This is a genomic window from Pseudoalteromonas sp. SG43-8 (genome assembly GCF_014164245.1).
Classification (GTDB): Bacteria; Pseudomonadota; Gammaproteobacteria; order Enterobacterales; family Alteromonadaceae; genus Pseudoalteromonas; species Pseudoalteromonas distincta.
In genome coordinates, this window is sequence record NZ_JACJEX010000022.1 from 1 (window position 1) to 14,225 (window position 14,225).

The window sequence follows — 14,225 nt, forward strand, 5'->3', positions numbered from 1 at the left end:
GAGTGCCCACACAGATGATTGCTTTATATTGTTAAAGAACGTTGCGATTATAAAGTTGAACTTTATCTCGCTAGGGCTGCGCATATTACGCTTTCCTATTTTTTTGTCAACACTTAAATTTAAACCTTCTAAAAAGATTCAAACTAAGTTTTACTTAACACCCTGAGTTGTTCGTGCCTCGCTATGCGTTGCTGTTTCCCGTCTCAGTGGGGTCGCATTATAGGGAGATTCGAACGGGGGTCAATGTTTTATTTCAGTTTTTTGACAATTAAATGAATTTAGTATGAAAGCTATACAAATAAAGGGCTACAGGATACTTTTAGTTTAAAAAACACGCACAACATAAGTATCTATTGATGAGGTATTAGTAAGGTTTAAACTAAGCTGTATGTTAAACAAACAACACACAGCTTTATTTTAAATTAAAGGTTTATTTAGATGCTATTTCCCATACGGCAATGGAACCTGATATTTCATTTCCAACGATTAAGAGTGGGTTTCCTGTAGCACTTTGCTCTGCTGGAACGAATACCATTCCTTCAGGCGCTAAATCGCCTGTAATATTAGCGTCTTTAATTAAGCCTCTATTATAGAAGTAGTCTTCAAATTGCACATTGTATGGATTAGTAATGTCGTAAACCATAATACCGCCCATACGTTCTAATCCAACAAAAGCAAATGTACGATCGTCAATTTTACCAATAGTCAGCGCTTCAGGCTCTGCGCCTTTATCATCTGAACGTGAGTCACCTTTGTTTTCATCTTCATTATTGTTAAATGATTCACCATGCACAGATGCTGTTATACGTGCTATATCGTCACCTGAATCAAAAACCACCAGCCCATTGCTATCCCAAATAGTAAAAGAACGTGCGCCATAGCCGTAAAGCGATTCGTATTGTCCGTCGTTATTGGTATCGCCTTTTATTGTTGTTACTTTTAAGCGACCAATATCATCATCGTCATTATTTAAGTAATCAAAATTAGTAGCAAGCGTTAAGTCTTCAACGCGGCTTTCATCTATATAAGCTAAGCAGCCATCGTCTTTATCGTAATCAAGTCCGCCCTTTGCTATACAGTCTGCTTCATCCGTTGTATTAAAAAAGTATTCTCTTGCGTCACCTTCGTTGACAGTGACTATAAAGTTAGCGCCTTTCCAACTAAAGTTTGAGATAGTATCGGGCTGGTACATACCATAGAGCCCTGGGTATGATTTTAAATTAACACCGCCATCTTTATCTGAGGCATCAAGTTGTAAGCTTGACCAATCTTTAAAACCTAGGCCCTTTAGCTCAAGGCTGTTGTCTTGTAGGTTAACTATTGCAAGTGCATTGTTTTCTTGAATAGATACATAAGCGTATTTGTTATCTTTAGAAATGCTAACGTACTCGGGTTCTAAATCCATAGCTACGGTGGTATTTATTAGATTACCGTTAATAGTACGACCATTGGGGTTTGCAAAAACTACCCCTTGTGCTTCTAGTTCGGTTTGTTTGTTGTTATAGGCTTTAAAATCAATATTTATTGCCGTATCGGCTATTACATTATTTGTTATATCGATAATACTAATAGAACCTTCTGGATCTACGCTGTAGTCGCCACTTGGTTCACCTTCGTTAGCAACCACTGCCTTTGCGCCATCATGGGTGAACGTCACCATGTCTGGTAAAAATCCGACTGTAACATTTTTAATAAATACAGGTGAGTCGCCGCTTATATCGTAAAAAGCAATTTGACCTGCCTCACCCGTGCTTTTAGCAGCCATTGCGACCGCTAGTAAATTATTATTTTCATCAATAGCAATGCTGTTTGCATCGCCTTGGGTATGCTCGTTTAAATACAACGTAATAACGGACATTAAATTTGTGGCGCTGATAACCCCTTCGTTATCTTTAACGAGTGCGGCAGTATCAAAGGTATCGGCGGGTAAAATATTAATAACAGCGTCATCACCTGAACTGTTAATAGCGTAAATCCATTTTTTAGATGCTTGATATGCAACTATTTCAGCGGCACCTTCTGGACTTTGTGCATTTAATACTCCTCTTCCTACGAGGCTAATATTTAATACTGAATTAGCATTTACACCATTTATCCCATTAGTTCCAGTTGTGCCTTGTTCTCCCTGTAATCCTTGAGAGCCGTTTTGGCCATCGTCACCATCAAGTGAGCAACCAGTAAGAACAGATATAAGTGACAGCGCAATAATTGATTTTTTAAACATGTGATTTTCCTTAGTATTGTATTTGCTAAATATCAACACACAGGCATGACAAGATTATGGCAGTTTTAATACAGCCTCGTAGCCTAAGTAATTAGCTTATACGCTAGCGGCGTTATTAAGATTAAAGCGGCCGTATAGCCAAGCATTTTTACAGTAGGGGAATAATCTCGTTTAATTGCAACCCCTAAGGTCTAAATACATCAATACGTGTAATACTCCATGTTATAACCCCGCAGAGAGACCAAGTTCCTGTAATAATGATGAATGGTTCAACAACAGCCCCTAAACTTAAAGGTTGCAGTAAAAAACACAAAATAATCAAAATGCTTTGATGCAATAAATAAAAGGGAAACACCCATGCATTGAGTTGCTTTAAATAATAGGTATTAAAATTTAAAAATCGGTGAGCGAGCGCGAGTACAAAAAATACACCTACAACACGTTGAATATTGTAGCTAGCGCTTAAAATAAAATGAGGAAGAGTAAACACTTTCTGATAACTTAATATTATAAGTACAAACAAAACCGCAAAACTCAAAGCTAGTAATACCAAGTTTTTATCTAAGCAGTTCCAAAAGTAAGTGTTTTTAGCAAGTATGTATCCTGCGAGTAGCAGTATTAAGCCGTTAGTCTCTCTAATTGAATCGCCAGTTAAGTAATGGCTTGTAAATAGTGTGGCAATAGTGAGCAAGGTAATTAAAAACCCAAATGACATACCCCCCTTAACAAATATTTTTAAAGGCGCAATAAAGGGCAAGCGTGCAAAAAGAGTTAAAACAATAATGATCAGCATAAATTGCCACAACGAGCGCAAATACCACAAGTGATTTACATCCACATGCGGCCACACTCCAGACTGATAATTAATAAAAAGCGTATTGTTAATCTCTATAAAAGCTAAATAAAATTGCCAATAACTAATATCAATAACACCGCGCTGCGACATTTCTGCAAACAGCTGTAAAGGCACTATTAACCATAACCCCACCAGCAGGGGTAATAGTAAAAAAATAGAGCGGTATAAAGTGAAATGTAACCAAGACTTAAAGCCGCTTATTTTATCAATCATAAAACGCAGTGCTACGCCCGATATAAACCAAATGAGCAACATACGCCAAGGTGAAAACATCAACATTAAATATTCAACATACTGTGATGTGAAATTACTTTTAAAATGAAATCCCCAGTTTTCGCTATATAACATGCCAATGTGATAAAAAATTAGCGAGGCAAATGCGATTACCCTAAGCCAATCAAGATCATATTTACGCAAATTAACTAATGAAGGTTGTTGTGTTTGAGTGTTCATGCTTTTACTACTTTATGTATGTTATGCGTTATTCATACCTAAAGCTCTCGCTAAAACTATCTACAAGTGCTTATATTACAGGCAATAGTGATAAAAGGTGGTATACAGGGATAAGCGTGCCACATTAGCAATAAGCATACATTTATGAACCTACAGCACTTTCAACGTTTTCAAAGCATTTACGCATCAGTATTACTGTGTGCTTACGTATTAATTAATAATACAGCAAACGCTACAACCCAAATAATGGAAGCCCAAAGAGAAGGCGCTTTAACTTTTTTAATGTGGGAGCCATTTGTTTGGGAGTATTCAAGTGCCTTGAGTACTTTGCTTATATTCCCTATTTTAATTTGGTTTTTAAGACACTTATCTTTTAATTGGCAAAATATTACGGCCTCATTAGTTATGTACTTTGCTGCCTCTATTATATTTAGCGTGTTACACGTTGGTATTATGGTAGGGGTTCGTAAATTCATATATTTGTTGAATGATGGGTCTTACAACTTTGGACTTAGCTGGTTTGAGCTTATTTATGAATACCAGAAAGACGCTATAAGCTTTGTGTTTTTTATCGTACTTATCAAAGTATATCAATATGTGGTGCAGCAGTTACTAGGTGAAGCCTCTTCAATTGAAGAAAGTGAGCAGCAAACAACATCGACCATAAACCGCCTATTAGTTAAAAAGCTCGGAAAAGAATTCATTATAAAAATAGAGGATGTTGATTGGCTTGAATCGTCGGGTAATTATGTAAACCTACATGTAGGCTCACGTATATATCCGTTAAGGGCAACGCTTACAACATTGACCAAACAACTTGAAAAGCAGGGGTTTGGTAGAATTCACCGCAGCCATGGTGTAAAGCTCGATAAAGTGGAGTCCATTACACCACTACCCAGTGGCGACAGTGAAATAAAACTAACAACAGGTAAAGTACTAAACCTATCTAGACGCTATAAAGAGCAATTTAAACTTCAACTAAAATAAAAAAGGCTACCTAAGTAGCCTCTAATTATTATTTTTTAACTGGGCGTTTCCAACCCGTTAAATTACGCTGTTTAGAGCGTGCTATTGCTAATTGGTCATCTTCAACGGTACTGGTGATCACAGAGCCTGCACCAATTGTTGCAGTTGCGCCTATATTTACTGGGGCAACGAGTGATGAATTAGAGCCAATAAAAGCATTATCGCCAATAATAGTTTTTGATTTATTAACACCATCGTAGTTGCAGGTAATAGTACCAGCGCCAATATTCACTTTTTCACCAATTTCAGCATCACCTAAGTAACTTAAGTGGTTGGCTTTTGAGCCTTTGCCTAGTCGGGTTTTTTTCATCTCAACAAAGTTACCAATGTGTGAGTCTTCTTCCATTACAGCGCCTGGGCGAAGGCGAGCATAAGGGCCCAGCGTACATTTAGCAGCTACACTTGCATCTTCAATTAAGGTATTCGCCTTTATTACGACGTTATCGCCTATGGTACAGTTTTTAAGTACACAGTTAGGCCCAATTTGTACGTTGTTACCAAGGGTTACATTACCTTCAAAGATAACGTTTATATCAACTAATACGTCTTCGCCTGTTTTAACATTGCCACGCACATCTATACGGGCTGGGTCGGCAAGTGTTGCGCCATTTAACATTAACTCTTCTGCTTGCCATGCTTGGTAAGCGCGCTCTAAGCCTGCAAGTTGTACACGGTTATTTGCGCCTTCAACTTCCATTGCATGATCTGGTTGCGCTGAAGTGATCTCTACGCCTTCACTGTGAGCCATTGCAACGATATCTGTTAAGTAGTACTCGCCTTGTGCATTATTGTTAGATAAGTTACCTAACCATGTTTTTAACAGCTTACCATTAACAGCCATAATGCCTGTATTTACTTCGTTAATAAGTAACTGATCTGAGCTTGCATCTTTTTGCTCAACAATACCAACAAGCTTGCCATTTTCACGTAGCATACGGCCGTAACCATTTGGGTTAACCAAATTAACTGTTAATACTGCTAAACCATTTTTAGGTGTTGCAGCTAATAAACGCTCTAGTGTTGATTGCTTTGTTAGCGGTACATCGCCGTATAAAATCAATACTGTGTCTTCATCGTTAATATGAGAGTTGGCTTGCGCTACTGCGTGGCCAGTACCAAGCTGCTCTGCTTGGAGTACCCAATTTACATCGTTATCGGCAAGTTGTTGTTGTAATAGATCGCCGCCGTGTCCGTAAACTAAGTTTGTAGTCGTTGCACCTAATGCCATCGCATTATCAATAACGTGCTGTACCATTGGTTTACCTGCAACATTGTGCAAAACTTTAGGTAGAGCAGAACGCATACGAGTACCTTTACCCGCAGCAAGAATAACAGTTGTTAGAGCCATTAAAACAATTTCCTTTTTCCGTTGTTTTAGCTAAATAAATATTATGTTTGTGCAGAAGATTACGTAAATCACTTCTTGTGCAGATACTCAGTAGGTTAGTTTATTCGTACTGAATCTTGACTGAAAAACACACTTAATTGGATGACGTTATTGTAGCGAGGATTGGTGAAGGATATAAGTGATAAAGCACAGATAATAGTCTGATAGACCTGTTATTTAACAATTATAAATAAGCGATACACCATGTTTAAATTACAGACACAAAAAAGCCCACATAAAGTGGGCTTTTCAAAACCGGATAGGCTTACTTGTGACGTAATTGCTGAATTACGCGTAACTGAGCAACTGCTTCTGCCAGTCGCGTAGCCGCTTGCTGATAATCAAACTCAACAGCTGACGAATTCGCCATATGTTCTTCAGCTTCACGTTTAGCTTTTTGTACAGAATCTTCATCTAAATCTTCACCACGAACCGCAGTATCTGCAAGAATCGTGATGTGATTTGGTTGAACTTCTAATGTACCGCCAGCAACATATATCACATCTTCGTGACCAAATTGCTTAACTAAACGTACCATACCAGGTTTAAGGGCAGTTAGTAGTGGAGCATGACCTAGGTTTACACCCAGCTCGCCTTCACTACCAGATACTTGAATCGATTCAACAAGACCAGAGAACAAACTCTGCTCAGCGCTTACTACGTCAAGATGTACAGTCATAGCTGTCATACTACCCTCCTAGTTACATGCCTTTGGCTTTTTCTTGAGCTTCTTCGATAGAGCCAACCATGTAGAACGCTTGCTCTGGAAGCTCATCAAACTCGCCGTTTAAAATGCCTTTAAAGCCAGCAATTGTATCTTTTAGTGATACGTATTTACCAGACGCGCCTGTAAACACCTCTGCCACGAAGAATGGCTGAGATAGGAAACGTTGGATTTTACGTGCACGAGATACAAGTTGCTTATCTTCGTCAGAAAGCTCGTCCATACCTAGGATTGCAATGATGTCTTTAAGTTCTTTGTAACGCTGAAGAACTGTTTGAACGCCACGTGCTGTATCGTAGTGCTCTTGACCAATTACTTGTGGGTCAAGTTGACGCGAAGATGAATCAAGTGGATCTACCGCTGGGTAGATACCAAGTGATGCGATATCACGTGAAAGTACTACTGTTGCGTCTAAGTGAGCAAAGGTAGTTGCTGGAGATGGATCCGTTAAATCATCCGCAGGTACGTATACCGCTTGGATTGATGTAATTGAACCAGTCTTAGTTGAAGCGATACGCTCTTGAAGCACACCCATTTCTTCAGCAAGTGTAGGCTGGTAACCTACCGCTGACGGCATACGACCAAGAAGTGCAGATACTTCTGTACCAGCAAGTGTATAACGGTAGATATTATCTACGAAGAAAAGTACATCGCGACCTTCATCACGGAACTTTTCAGCCATAGTAAGACCTGTTAACGCTACGCGTAAACGGTTACCTGGAGGCTCGTTCATCTGACCGTATACAAGCGATACTTTATCAAGTACGTTTGAATCGTTCATCTCATGGTAGAAATCGTTACCCTCACGTGTACGCTCACCAACACCTGCGAATACTGAGTAGCCGCTGTGCTCGATTGCGATGTTACGGATAAGTTCCATCATGTTTACAGTTTTACCAACACCGGCACCACCGAATAAACCAACTTTACCACCTTTAGCAAACGGACATACAAGGTCGATAACCTTTATACCAGTTTCTAAAAGCTCAACTGAACTTGATTGCTCTTCGTATGAAGGCGCTGCACGGTGAATAGACATACGGTCTTCTTCGCCGATTGGACCCGCTTCATCGATTGGCTCACCAAGTACGTTCATGATACGACCAAGTGTTGCTTTACCAACTGGAACTTGAATCGATTCACCTGTATTCATAACTAAAGCACTACGACGTAAACCATCAGTAGTACCCATAGCGATAGTACGCACTACACCGCCACCTAGCTGTTGTTGAACTTCTAAAGTCAAACCAGCTAAATCGCCATCTGTTACTCTTAGTGCGTGGTATACCGCTGGCACGCTATCTTGTGGAAATTCAATATCCACAACGGCGCCGATAATTTGGACGACCTTACCTAAACTCATGTCTATTCCTCTCGTTAATCTTTACCTGAAGCATTAAACTGCTGCTGAGCCAGAACAAATCTCACTAATTTCTTGTGTGATTGCTGCTTGGCGAGCCTTGTTATAAACAAGCTGTAGCTCGTCCATAAGGTCACCTGCGTTATCAGTTGCAGCTTTCATTGCAACCATACGAGCAGCCTGTTCTGAGGCAGCATTTTCTACCACACCTTGGTATGCTTGAGACTCAATAAAGCGTACTAACAAAGACTCTAAAATAGCCTCTGGGTTTGGCTCGTATAAGTAATCCCATGTGTGAGCAGATACTTCTTCTTCAGCTTTTGGCAAAGGGAGTAACTGATCTATAATTGGCTCTTGCTTCATGGTATTAACGAATTTGTTATATACCAAGAATAAACGGTCTATTTTGCCTTCAGAAAATGCATCAAGCATAACTTTTACAGGACCAATAACGTCTTGTACTGAAGGTTTATCTCCTAGGCCCGCTTTTTTAGCGAGTAGTTGACCGCCAAAACGTTGAAAGAAGCCAGCTGCTTTACTACCTAAAGTAGCAAATTCAGCATCAACACCTTTCTCTTTCCACGCTTTAACATCAAGTGCAACTTTCTTAAACTCGTTTGAGTTTAGGCCGCCACACAGACCACGGTCTGTAGAGATAACAATATAACCAACTCGTTTTACTTCACGATCTTTTAAGAACGGGTGAGTAAAATCAAGATTTGCTTGAGCAACACGACCAATTACTTCACGTAATTTATTAGCGTATGGACGGCTTGAAGCAACGCGTTCTTGCGCCCTTTTCATTTTAGACGCAGCAACCATTTCCATTGCGCTAGTGATCTTTTGAGTGTTTTTAATACTCCCGATCTTGCTTTTAATCTCTTTTCCGCTGGCCATGACTCTCTCTCCGAATCAAGGTGTGCTTTAGTTTCCTAAAGCGCACCATTAATAACTAAATTACCAAGTTTGCGTAGACTTGAACTTCGTAAGAAGTTCTTTAAGCTGCGCTTCGATCTCGGCATTCAAGTTACCAGTTTCATTGATTTGAGCCACAAGCTCTGCGTATGTGCTAGTTGCATAAGAAAGTAAAGCTGCTTCAAAGTCACCGATTTTCGCGATTTCGATGTCTTGAAGGAAGCCTTTTTCAGCGGCAAATAACGACAAAGACATTTCAGCAACAGACATTGGCGCGTACTGTTTCTGCTTCATTAGCTCTGTTACACGCTCACCATGCTCAAGTTGAGCACGAGTAGCATCATCAAGGTCAGACGCGAACTGCGAGAACGCAGCTAATTCACGGTACTGAGCTAGGGCTAGACGAATACCGCCACCTAGTTTCTTAACGATTTTAGTTTGTGCAGCACCACCAACACGCGATACCGAGATACCAGCATTTACTGCCGGACGGATACCTGAGTTGAATAAGTCAGTTTCTAAGAAGATCTGACCATCGGTGATAGAGATAACGTTAGTCGGTACGAACGCAGAAACGTCGCCGCCTTGAGTTTCAATGATTGGCAATGCCGTCAATGAACCAGTTTTACCTTTCACTTCACCATTAGTGAACTTTTCAACGTAATCTGCGTTTACACGCGATGCACGCTCTAAAAGACGAGAGTGAAGGTAGAATACGTCACCTGGGTATGCTTCACGGCCTGGTGGACGCTTAAGTAGTAATGAAATTTGACGGTAAGCAACTGCTTGCTTAGACAAATCATCATATACGATTAATGCGTTTTCACCACGGTCACGGAAGTATTCACCCATAGTACAGCCCGCGAACGGTGCTAAGTACTGAAGTGCCGCAGATTCAGAAGCAGATGCAACAACTACGATAGTATTTGCTAGTGCACCATGCTCTTCTAATTTACGAACTACGTTTGCAATAGTAGATGCTTTTTGACCAATCGCAACGTACACACACTTAACGCCTGTGTCTTTTTGATTGATGATTGCATCGATTGCTAGTGCAGTTTTACCTGTTTGACGGTCACCGATGATAAGTTCACGTTGACCACGACCCACTGGAATCATCGCATCGATAGATTTATAACCAGTTTGAACTGGCTCATCTACTGATTTACGCTCGATTACACCTGGTGCAATTTTTTCTACAGGTTCAAACCCGTCGTTATCTAAAGCGCCTTTACCATCGATTGGAGCACCTAGTGTGTTTACAACACGACCAAGTAGACCAGGACCAACAGGAACTTCTAAAATACGACCAGTTGTATATACTTTTACGCCTTCAGTAAGGTCAGCGTACGGACCCATTACTACTGCACCAATTGAGTCGCGCTCAAGGTTTAGTGCGATAGCATAACGGCTGCCAGGAAGCTCAATCATTTCACCTTGCATACAGTCAGCAAGACCGTGGATGCGGATGATACCGTCAGTAACAGATACAATAGTACCTTCGTTACGAGCTTCACTTACAACTTCGAACTTCTCAATACGTTGTTTGATCAGATCTGAAATTTCAGTGGAATTAAGTTGCATGCTCTTTTTCCCAATTACGATTGTAGTGTTGTAGCTAAGCGGCTTAATTTACCGCGAATAGTACCGTCGATTACAGTGTCGCCAGACCTAATAATAAGTCCACCAACCACTGACGCGTCTTCACTACAATTCAGCTTAACTTTGCGTGCGAAACGTTTTTCAAGTGCCGCTACCAATGACTCTTGTTGCGCAGCAACAAGAGGAGTTGCAGAAATCACATCTACTTCGATTTCTTTATCGTATTGTGCTTTAAATTCAGCAAATAACTCAGCAACGTCAGGTAGAGCTGTCAAACGTCCATTTTCAGCCATCACCTTAACTAGGTTCTGACCTTGTTCGTTGAGCTGCTCAGCACAAAGTTGAATAAATAATTCAGCTTGTGCAGTAGCTGTAGGCATACCTGCTAAAGCAGATGATGCTTGTTCATTGCTGGCTACATGGCCTGCAAAGAACAACATATCATTCCAGCTTTCTAGAGTGCCTTTCTCAACGGCAAGTTCAAAAGCCGCTTTAGCGTATGGGCGAGCGATAGTAGTCAAATTAGACATGCTCATACCCTCCTAATTACAGCTCAGCGACAAGTTTTTCAACGATGTCACTATGTGCGGCTTGATTAATTTCACGCTCTAAAATACGTTCTGCACCAATCACAGCCAGAGTTGCTACTTGCTTACGTAGCTCTTCTGTTATGCGATTACGTTCAGACTCAACTTCAGAGTGCCCTTGAGCAATGATACTTTCACGCTCTTGCTGACCACGAAGTGTTTCTTCGTCAACAATTAGCACTGCACGCTTTTTAGCTTGATCAATGATATCAGCCGCTTGAGCTTTTGCATCTTTAAGCTGTTCAGCAGCTTTCATTTGCGCAAGTTCTAAGTCTTTTTCGGCTCTATCAGAGGCAGCTAAACCATCTTCGATTTTTTTCTGGCGAGCTTCAATTGCACCGTTTAGTGGTGGCCATACGTATTTCATACAAAATAATACGAACACCGTAAACGCAATCAATTCACCGATAAGAGTGGCGTTTAAGTTCACAACCGCTCCTCCTTAAATAGTAAGCTGTTCAAAAAATAAAATTAAAGTACGAACAACAATACCATAGCGATACCAACACCAATCATTGCTACAGCATCGATTAGACCAGCAAGAATAAACATCTTAACTTGTAGCGAAGGTGCAAGCTCAGGTTGACGCGCACATGCTTCAAGGAATTTACCGCCCATGTTACCAAAACCGATTGCTGTGCCGATTGCACCAAAGCCGATTAGTAAAGCTACTGCGATATACTTAAGACCTAATACTAGTTCCATTTTTTTCTCCAAAGTTTCAATTGTAAATTAAAGTTAAATATTAAAGGTTGTAAAAATTAGTGATTATCTGAGCTGGCCATACTTAGGTATACGATTGTTAACATCATAAATACGAATGCTTGCAATACAATTACTAAGATGTGGAATACAGCCCAAACAAAATGCAATGGTAATTGCATAAATCCGATAGCGCCGATCAAGATGAAAATCAACTCACCTGCATATAAGTTACCAAACAAACGTAGCGCTAATGAAAACGGTTTAGAAACCAGCGCAATCAGTTCAAGTAATAAGTTAAACGGGATTAAAAGGATTTGTAGTGCAGTATTATTTGAACTAAACGGGTGAAGTGTTAGTTCCTTAATAAAACCACCGATGCCTTTTATTTTAATTGAATAGCCTATCATTAAAATAAATACACCCAGCGCTAGCGCTGCTGTCATATTGATGTCAGTCGTTGGTACAATTTTCATGTACACATCGTGTGAATCCATACCAAACGCAGTTTCACCAACAAAACCAGCTAATGCAGGTAAAAAGTCAACTGGTATTAAATCCATTAAGTTCATTAAAAATATCCAAACGAATATTGTTAATGCTAATGGTGCAATAAGTTTGCTTTTACCATGGAAAGTATCACGTACGTTGTCACCAACAAACTCTACTACCATTTCAATGAAACATTGAAATTTTCCAGGTACACCTAGTGTTGATTTTTTAGCGGCACTACGAAAGATCCATAAAAATATAAGACCTAAACCGATAGACCATGCGAGGGTATCTATATGCCATGTCCAGAAACCACTATCCGTACATGCTTTATTGAAGGCGAGACCTGTATCGGTCGAACACATCTTAGCATTGGTCAAATGGTGCTGGATATGGCCAGATAGAGTAACTTCTTCTGCTGCCATGTTATATCCCAAAGTTAATGTTTAAAAAAAACGGGTGCGAACAATCCAGTAAAGAGCGCCAGTATATAAGTACTAAAAAAGGGTAATAAAATTACCGGAAAATGCTTCAGTACTAGCGCAAACAATACAATTGTTAGCATAAATTTTAATCCGTTGCCGCGTTTCAACGAGGCATACGCTTGATTTGCTCGACTTGCACCCATATGTCTGAATGCATAAAGACCAAATACAAAGTGCGGAAGTACTGCGACAACGCCACCAGCGAGTGATGAAAGCGCGGCATTGACTCCCGAACTAAAACAAATAATTACAGCAGCAACTAATGCTACAACACCCTGAAGGCAAATTAACTTTAATACGGCAAGTCGATATGGACTCGCTAACTTATCAGTCACGTTTAGTTAACCTTTATTGCGTTCTAATTGTTAGGGTGTGAAAACTGGCGAAATTATACTTAATCCTGCCAGTTTTGCAACTTGAGTAGACGCTTTGTAACACGAAATAGCTACAAATGTCCCTTTTTAGACATGTAGAAAACTAATGGTGGGTATTGTCTTGATTAATGCGATTTAAAATGCCGTCAAGTTCGTCCAAATTTGTATAAGAAATAACAAGCTTACCTTTGCCTTTTTTGTTGTAATTTATTTCTACTTTGGCACCTAGGTTTTCAGCGAGTTGTTGCTCTAACTGTTTAACATCTGGATCTTTTTCAGCTATTTCTTTAGCTGGCACTGGTTCTAAAATTGAACGAACTAACTTTTCGGTTTCACGAACGGTTAGTGCTTTAGCGACAGCTAAACGAGCAGCATCTGATTGTGCTTCTCCCTCAAGGGCTAATAAACAACGAGCGTGCCCCATTTCAATGTCGCCATGTTCTAACAGAATTTTTACATCACTGTTTAAATTATTTAAACGAAGTAAGTTAGTTACTGTAGTGCGTGATTTGCCAACCGCATCTGCTACTTGTTGATGTGTTAGTTCAAACTCATTGAGTAAGCGATTTAACGCAACCGCTTCTTCCATGGCATTTAAGTCTTCACGTTGAATATTTTCTATTAGCGCAATAGCAACTGCGGCTTCATCTGGTACGTCTTTAATAATACAAGGTACTGTTTCAAGCTTAGCTATTTGCGCTGCACGCCAACGACGCTCACCGGCGATAATTTCAAAACTATTATGTGCAATAGGGCGCACGACTATAGGTTGAATAATACCTTGTGAGCGAATAGAACTAGCAAGCTCTTCTAGTGCCTCTTCGGACATGTCTTTACGAGGTTGATATTTACCAGAGTGTAAAAACTCGATTGGGAGTTTTTGTAATTCACTGTTAGTTGGCTCAGCCGCATTTTTTACAGCTTCAGTCACGTTTGATGTGTCTTGTTCCTTGCTTGCGCTCGGTGTAGGCTTTGACGAACTTAAAAGTGCATCTAGTCCTCGGCCTAAACCTCGTTTTTTAGCAGACATGTTATTTT

13 protein-coding genes and 1 pseudogene are annotated in these 14,225 nt (G+C 40.1%); 1 reads left to right on the forward strand and 13 read right to left on the reverse strand.

The features are described from left to right. Positions 1-430: 430 nt before the first annotated feature. Entirely contained in the window at positions 431-2,224 is a 1,794-nt protein-coding gene (locus H5122_RS19345; RefSeq protein ID WP_182682984.1) for a choice-of-anchor I family protein, read from the reverse strand. Between the two features lie 83 nt (positions 2,225-2,307). After that, positions 2,308-3,533 (reverse strand): annotated as a pseudogene (locus tag H5122_RS19350) (acyltransferase family protein). Between the two features lie 144 nt (positions 3,534-3,677). On the opposite strand from H5122_RS19350, the gene H5122_RS19355 reads away from it, so the two are divergent. After that, positions 3,678-4,520 (forward strand): LytTR family DNA-binding domain-containing protein, encoded by an 843-nt coding sequence (locus H5122_RS19355; protein ID WP_182682985.1) that lies wholly within the window; start codon positions 3,678-3,680, stop codon positions 4,518-4,520. Between the two features lie 28 nt (positions 4,521-4,548). On the opposite strand, the gene glmU is transcribed toward H5122_RS19355, so the two are convergent. From glmU to H5122_RS19410, 11 genes are all read right to left on the reverse strand, one after another. Further along, complete coding sequence (glmU, locus tag H5122_RS19360) at positions 4,549-5,907, reverse strand: bifunctional UDP-N-acetylglucosamine diphosphorylase/glucosamine-1-phosphate N-acetyltransferase GlmU (RefSeq protein ID WP_182682986.1); 1,359 nt, start codon at positions 5,905-5,907, stop codon at positions 4,549-4,551. 304 nt (positions 5,908-6,211) lie between these two features. Then, positions 6,212-6,634 (reverse strand): F0F1 ATP synthase subunit epsilon, encoded by a 423-nt coding sequence (locus tag H5122_RS19365; RefSeq protein WP_007377666.1) that lies wholly within the window; start codon positions 6,632-6,634, stop codon positions 6,212-6,214. 13 nt (positions 6,635-6,647) lie between these two features. Next, a complete protein-coding gene (atpD, locus tag H5122_RS19370) occupies positions 6,648-8,033 on the reverse strand; it encodes a F0F1 ATP synthase subunit beta (RefSeq protein WP_004335274.1) in 1,386 nt (461 codons plus the stop codon). A gap of 33 nt (positions 8,034-8,066) precedes the next feature. Beyond that, positions 8,067-8,927 carry a F0F1 ATP synthase subunit gamma gene (gene atpG / locus H5122_RS19375; RefSeq protein WP_033031118.1) on the reverse strand — a complete coding sequence of 287 codons (861 nt, stop codon included), beginning with the start codon at positions 8,925-8,927 and terminating at the stop codon, positions 8,067-8,069. 60 nt (positions 8,928-8,987) lie between these two features. After that, positions 8,988-10,529 carry a F0F1 ATP synthase subunit alpha gene (gene atpA / locus H5122_RS19380; protein WP_004335270.1) on the reverse strand — a complete coding sequence of 514 codons (1,542 nt, stop codon included), beginning with the start codon at positions 10,527-10,529 and terminating at the stop codon, positions 8,988-8,990. A 14-nt stretch (positions 10,530-10,543) separates the two neighbouring features. Further along, positions 10,544-11,077, reverse strand: a complete 534-nt coding sequence (atpH, locus tag H5122_RS19385; RefSeq protein ID WP_008134949.1) for a F0F1 ATP synthase subunit delta — start codon at positions 11,075-11,077, stop codon at positions 10,544-10,546. A 16-nt stretch (positions 11,078-11,093) separates the two neighbouring features. After that, positions 11,094-11,564 (reverse strand): F0F1 ATP synthase subunit B, encoded by a 471-nt coding sequence (gene atpF / locus H5122_RS19390; protein WP_149594799.1) that lies wholly within the window; start codon positions 11,562-11,564, stop codon positions 11,094-11,096. A gap of 41 nt (positions 11,565-11,605) precedes the next feature. Beyond that, on the reverse strand, positions 11,606-11,839 hold the full coding sequence (atpE, locus tag H5122_RS19395; protein WP_004335261.1) for a F0F1 ATP synthase subunit C: 234 nt from the start codon (positions 11,837-11,839) through the stop codon (positions 11,606-11,608). A 56-nt stretch (positions 11,840-11,895) separates the two neighbouring features. Beyond that, a complete protein-coding gene (atpB, locus tag H5122_RS19400; protein ID WP_024597178.1) occupies positions 11,896-12,753 on the reverse strand; it encodes a F0F1 ATP synthase subunit A in 858 nt (285 codons plus the stop codon). A gap of 14 nt (positions 12,754-12,767) precedes the next feature. Next, positions 12,768-13,148: an ATP synthase subunit I gene (locus tag H5122_RS19405; protein ID WP_004335240.1), complete on the reverse strand. Its 381-nt coding sequence runs from the start codon at positions 13,146-13,148 to the stop codon at positions 12,768-12,770. Positions 13,149-13,290: 142 nt separating this feature from the next. Beyond that, on the reverse strand, positions 13,291-14,217 hold the full coding sequence (locus tag H5122_RS19410) for a ParB/RepB/Spo0J family partition protein (protein ID WP_182682987.1): 927 nt from the start codon (positions 14,215-14,217) through the stop codon (positions 13,291-13,293). Positions 14,218-14,225 lie beyond the last annotated feature (8 nt).

What these genes read in the sequence shown, in the direction of transcription:
- glmU (WP_182682986.1), bottom strand. Translation starts at nt 5,907, where the DNA reads ATGGCTCTAACAACTGTTATTCTTGCTGCGGGTAAAGGTACTCGTATG.
- atpH (WP_008134949.1), bottom strand. Translation starts at nt 11,077, where the DNA reads ATGTCTAATTTGACTACTATCGCTCGCCCATACGCTAAAGCGGCTTTT.
- atpA (WP_004335270.1), bottom strand. Translation starts at nt 10,529, where the DNA reads ATGCAACTTAATTCCACTGAAATTTCAGATCTGATCAAACAACGTATT.
- H5122_RS19355 (WP_182682985.1), top strand. Translation starts at nt 3,678, where the DNA reads ATGAACCTACAGCACTTTCAACGTTTTCAAAGCATTTACGCATCAGTA.
- H5122_RS19365 (WP_007377666.1), bottom strand. Translation starts at nt 6,634, where the DNA reads ATGACAGCTATGACTGTACATCTTGACGTAGTAAGCGCTGAGCAGAGT.
- atpG (WP_033031118.1), bottom strand. Translation starts at nt 8,927, where the DNA reads ATGGCCAGCGGAAAAGAGATTAAAAGCAAGATCGGGAGTATTAAAAAC.
- atpE (WP_004335261.1), bottom strand. Translation starts at nt 11,839, where the DNA reads ATGGAACTAGTATTAGGTCTTAAGTATATCGCAGTAGCTTTACTAATC.
- H5122_RS19345 (WP_182682984.1), bottom strand. Translation starts at nt 2,224, where the DNA reads ATGTTTAAAAAATCAATTATTGCGCTGTCACTTATATCTGTTCTTACT.
- H5122_RS19410 (WP_182682987.1), bottom strand. Translation starts at nt 14,217, where the DNA reads ATGTCTGCTAAAAAACGAGGTTTAGGCCGAGGACTAGATGCACTTTTA.
- atpD (WP_004335274.1), bottom strand. Translation starts at nt 8,033, where the DNA reads ATGAGTTTAGGTAAGGTCGTCCAAATTATCGGCGCCGTTGTGGATATT.
- atpB (WP_024597178.1), bottom strand. Translation starts at nt 12,753, where the DNA reads ATGGCAGCAGAAGAAGTTACTCTATCTGGCCATATCCAGCACCATTTG.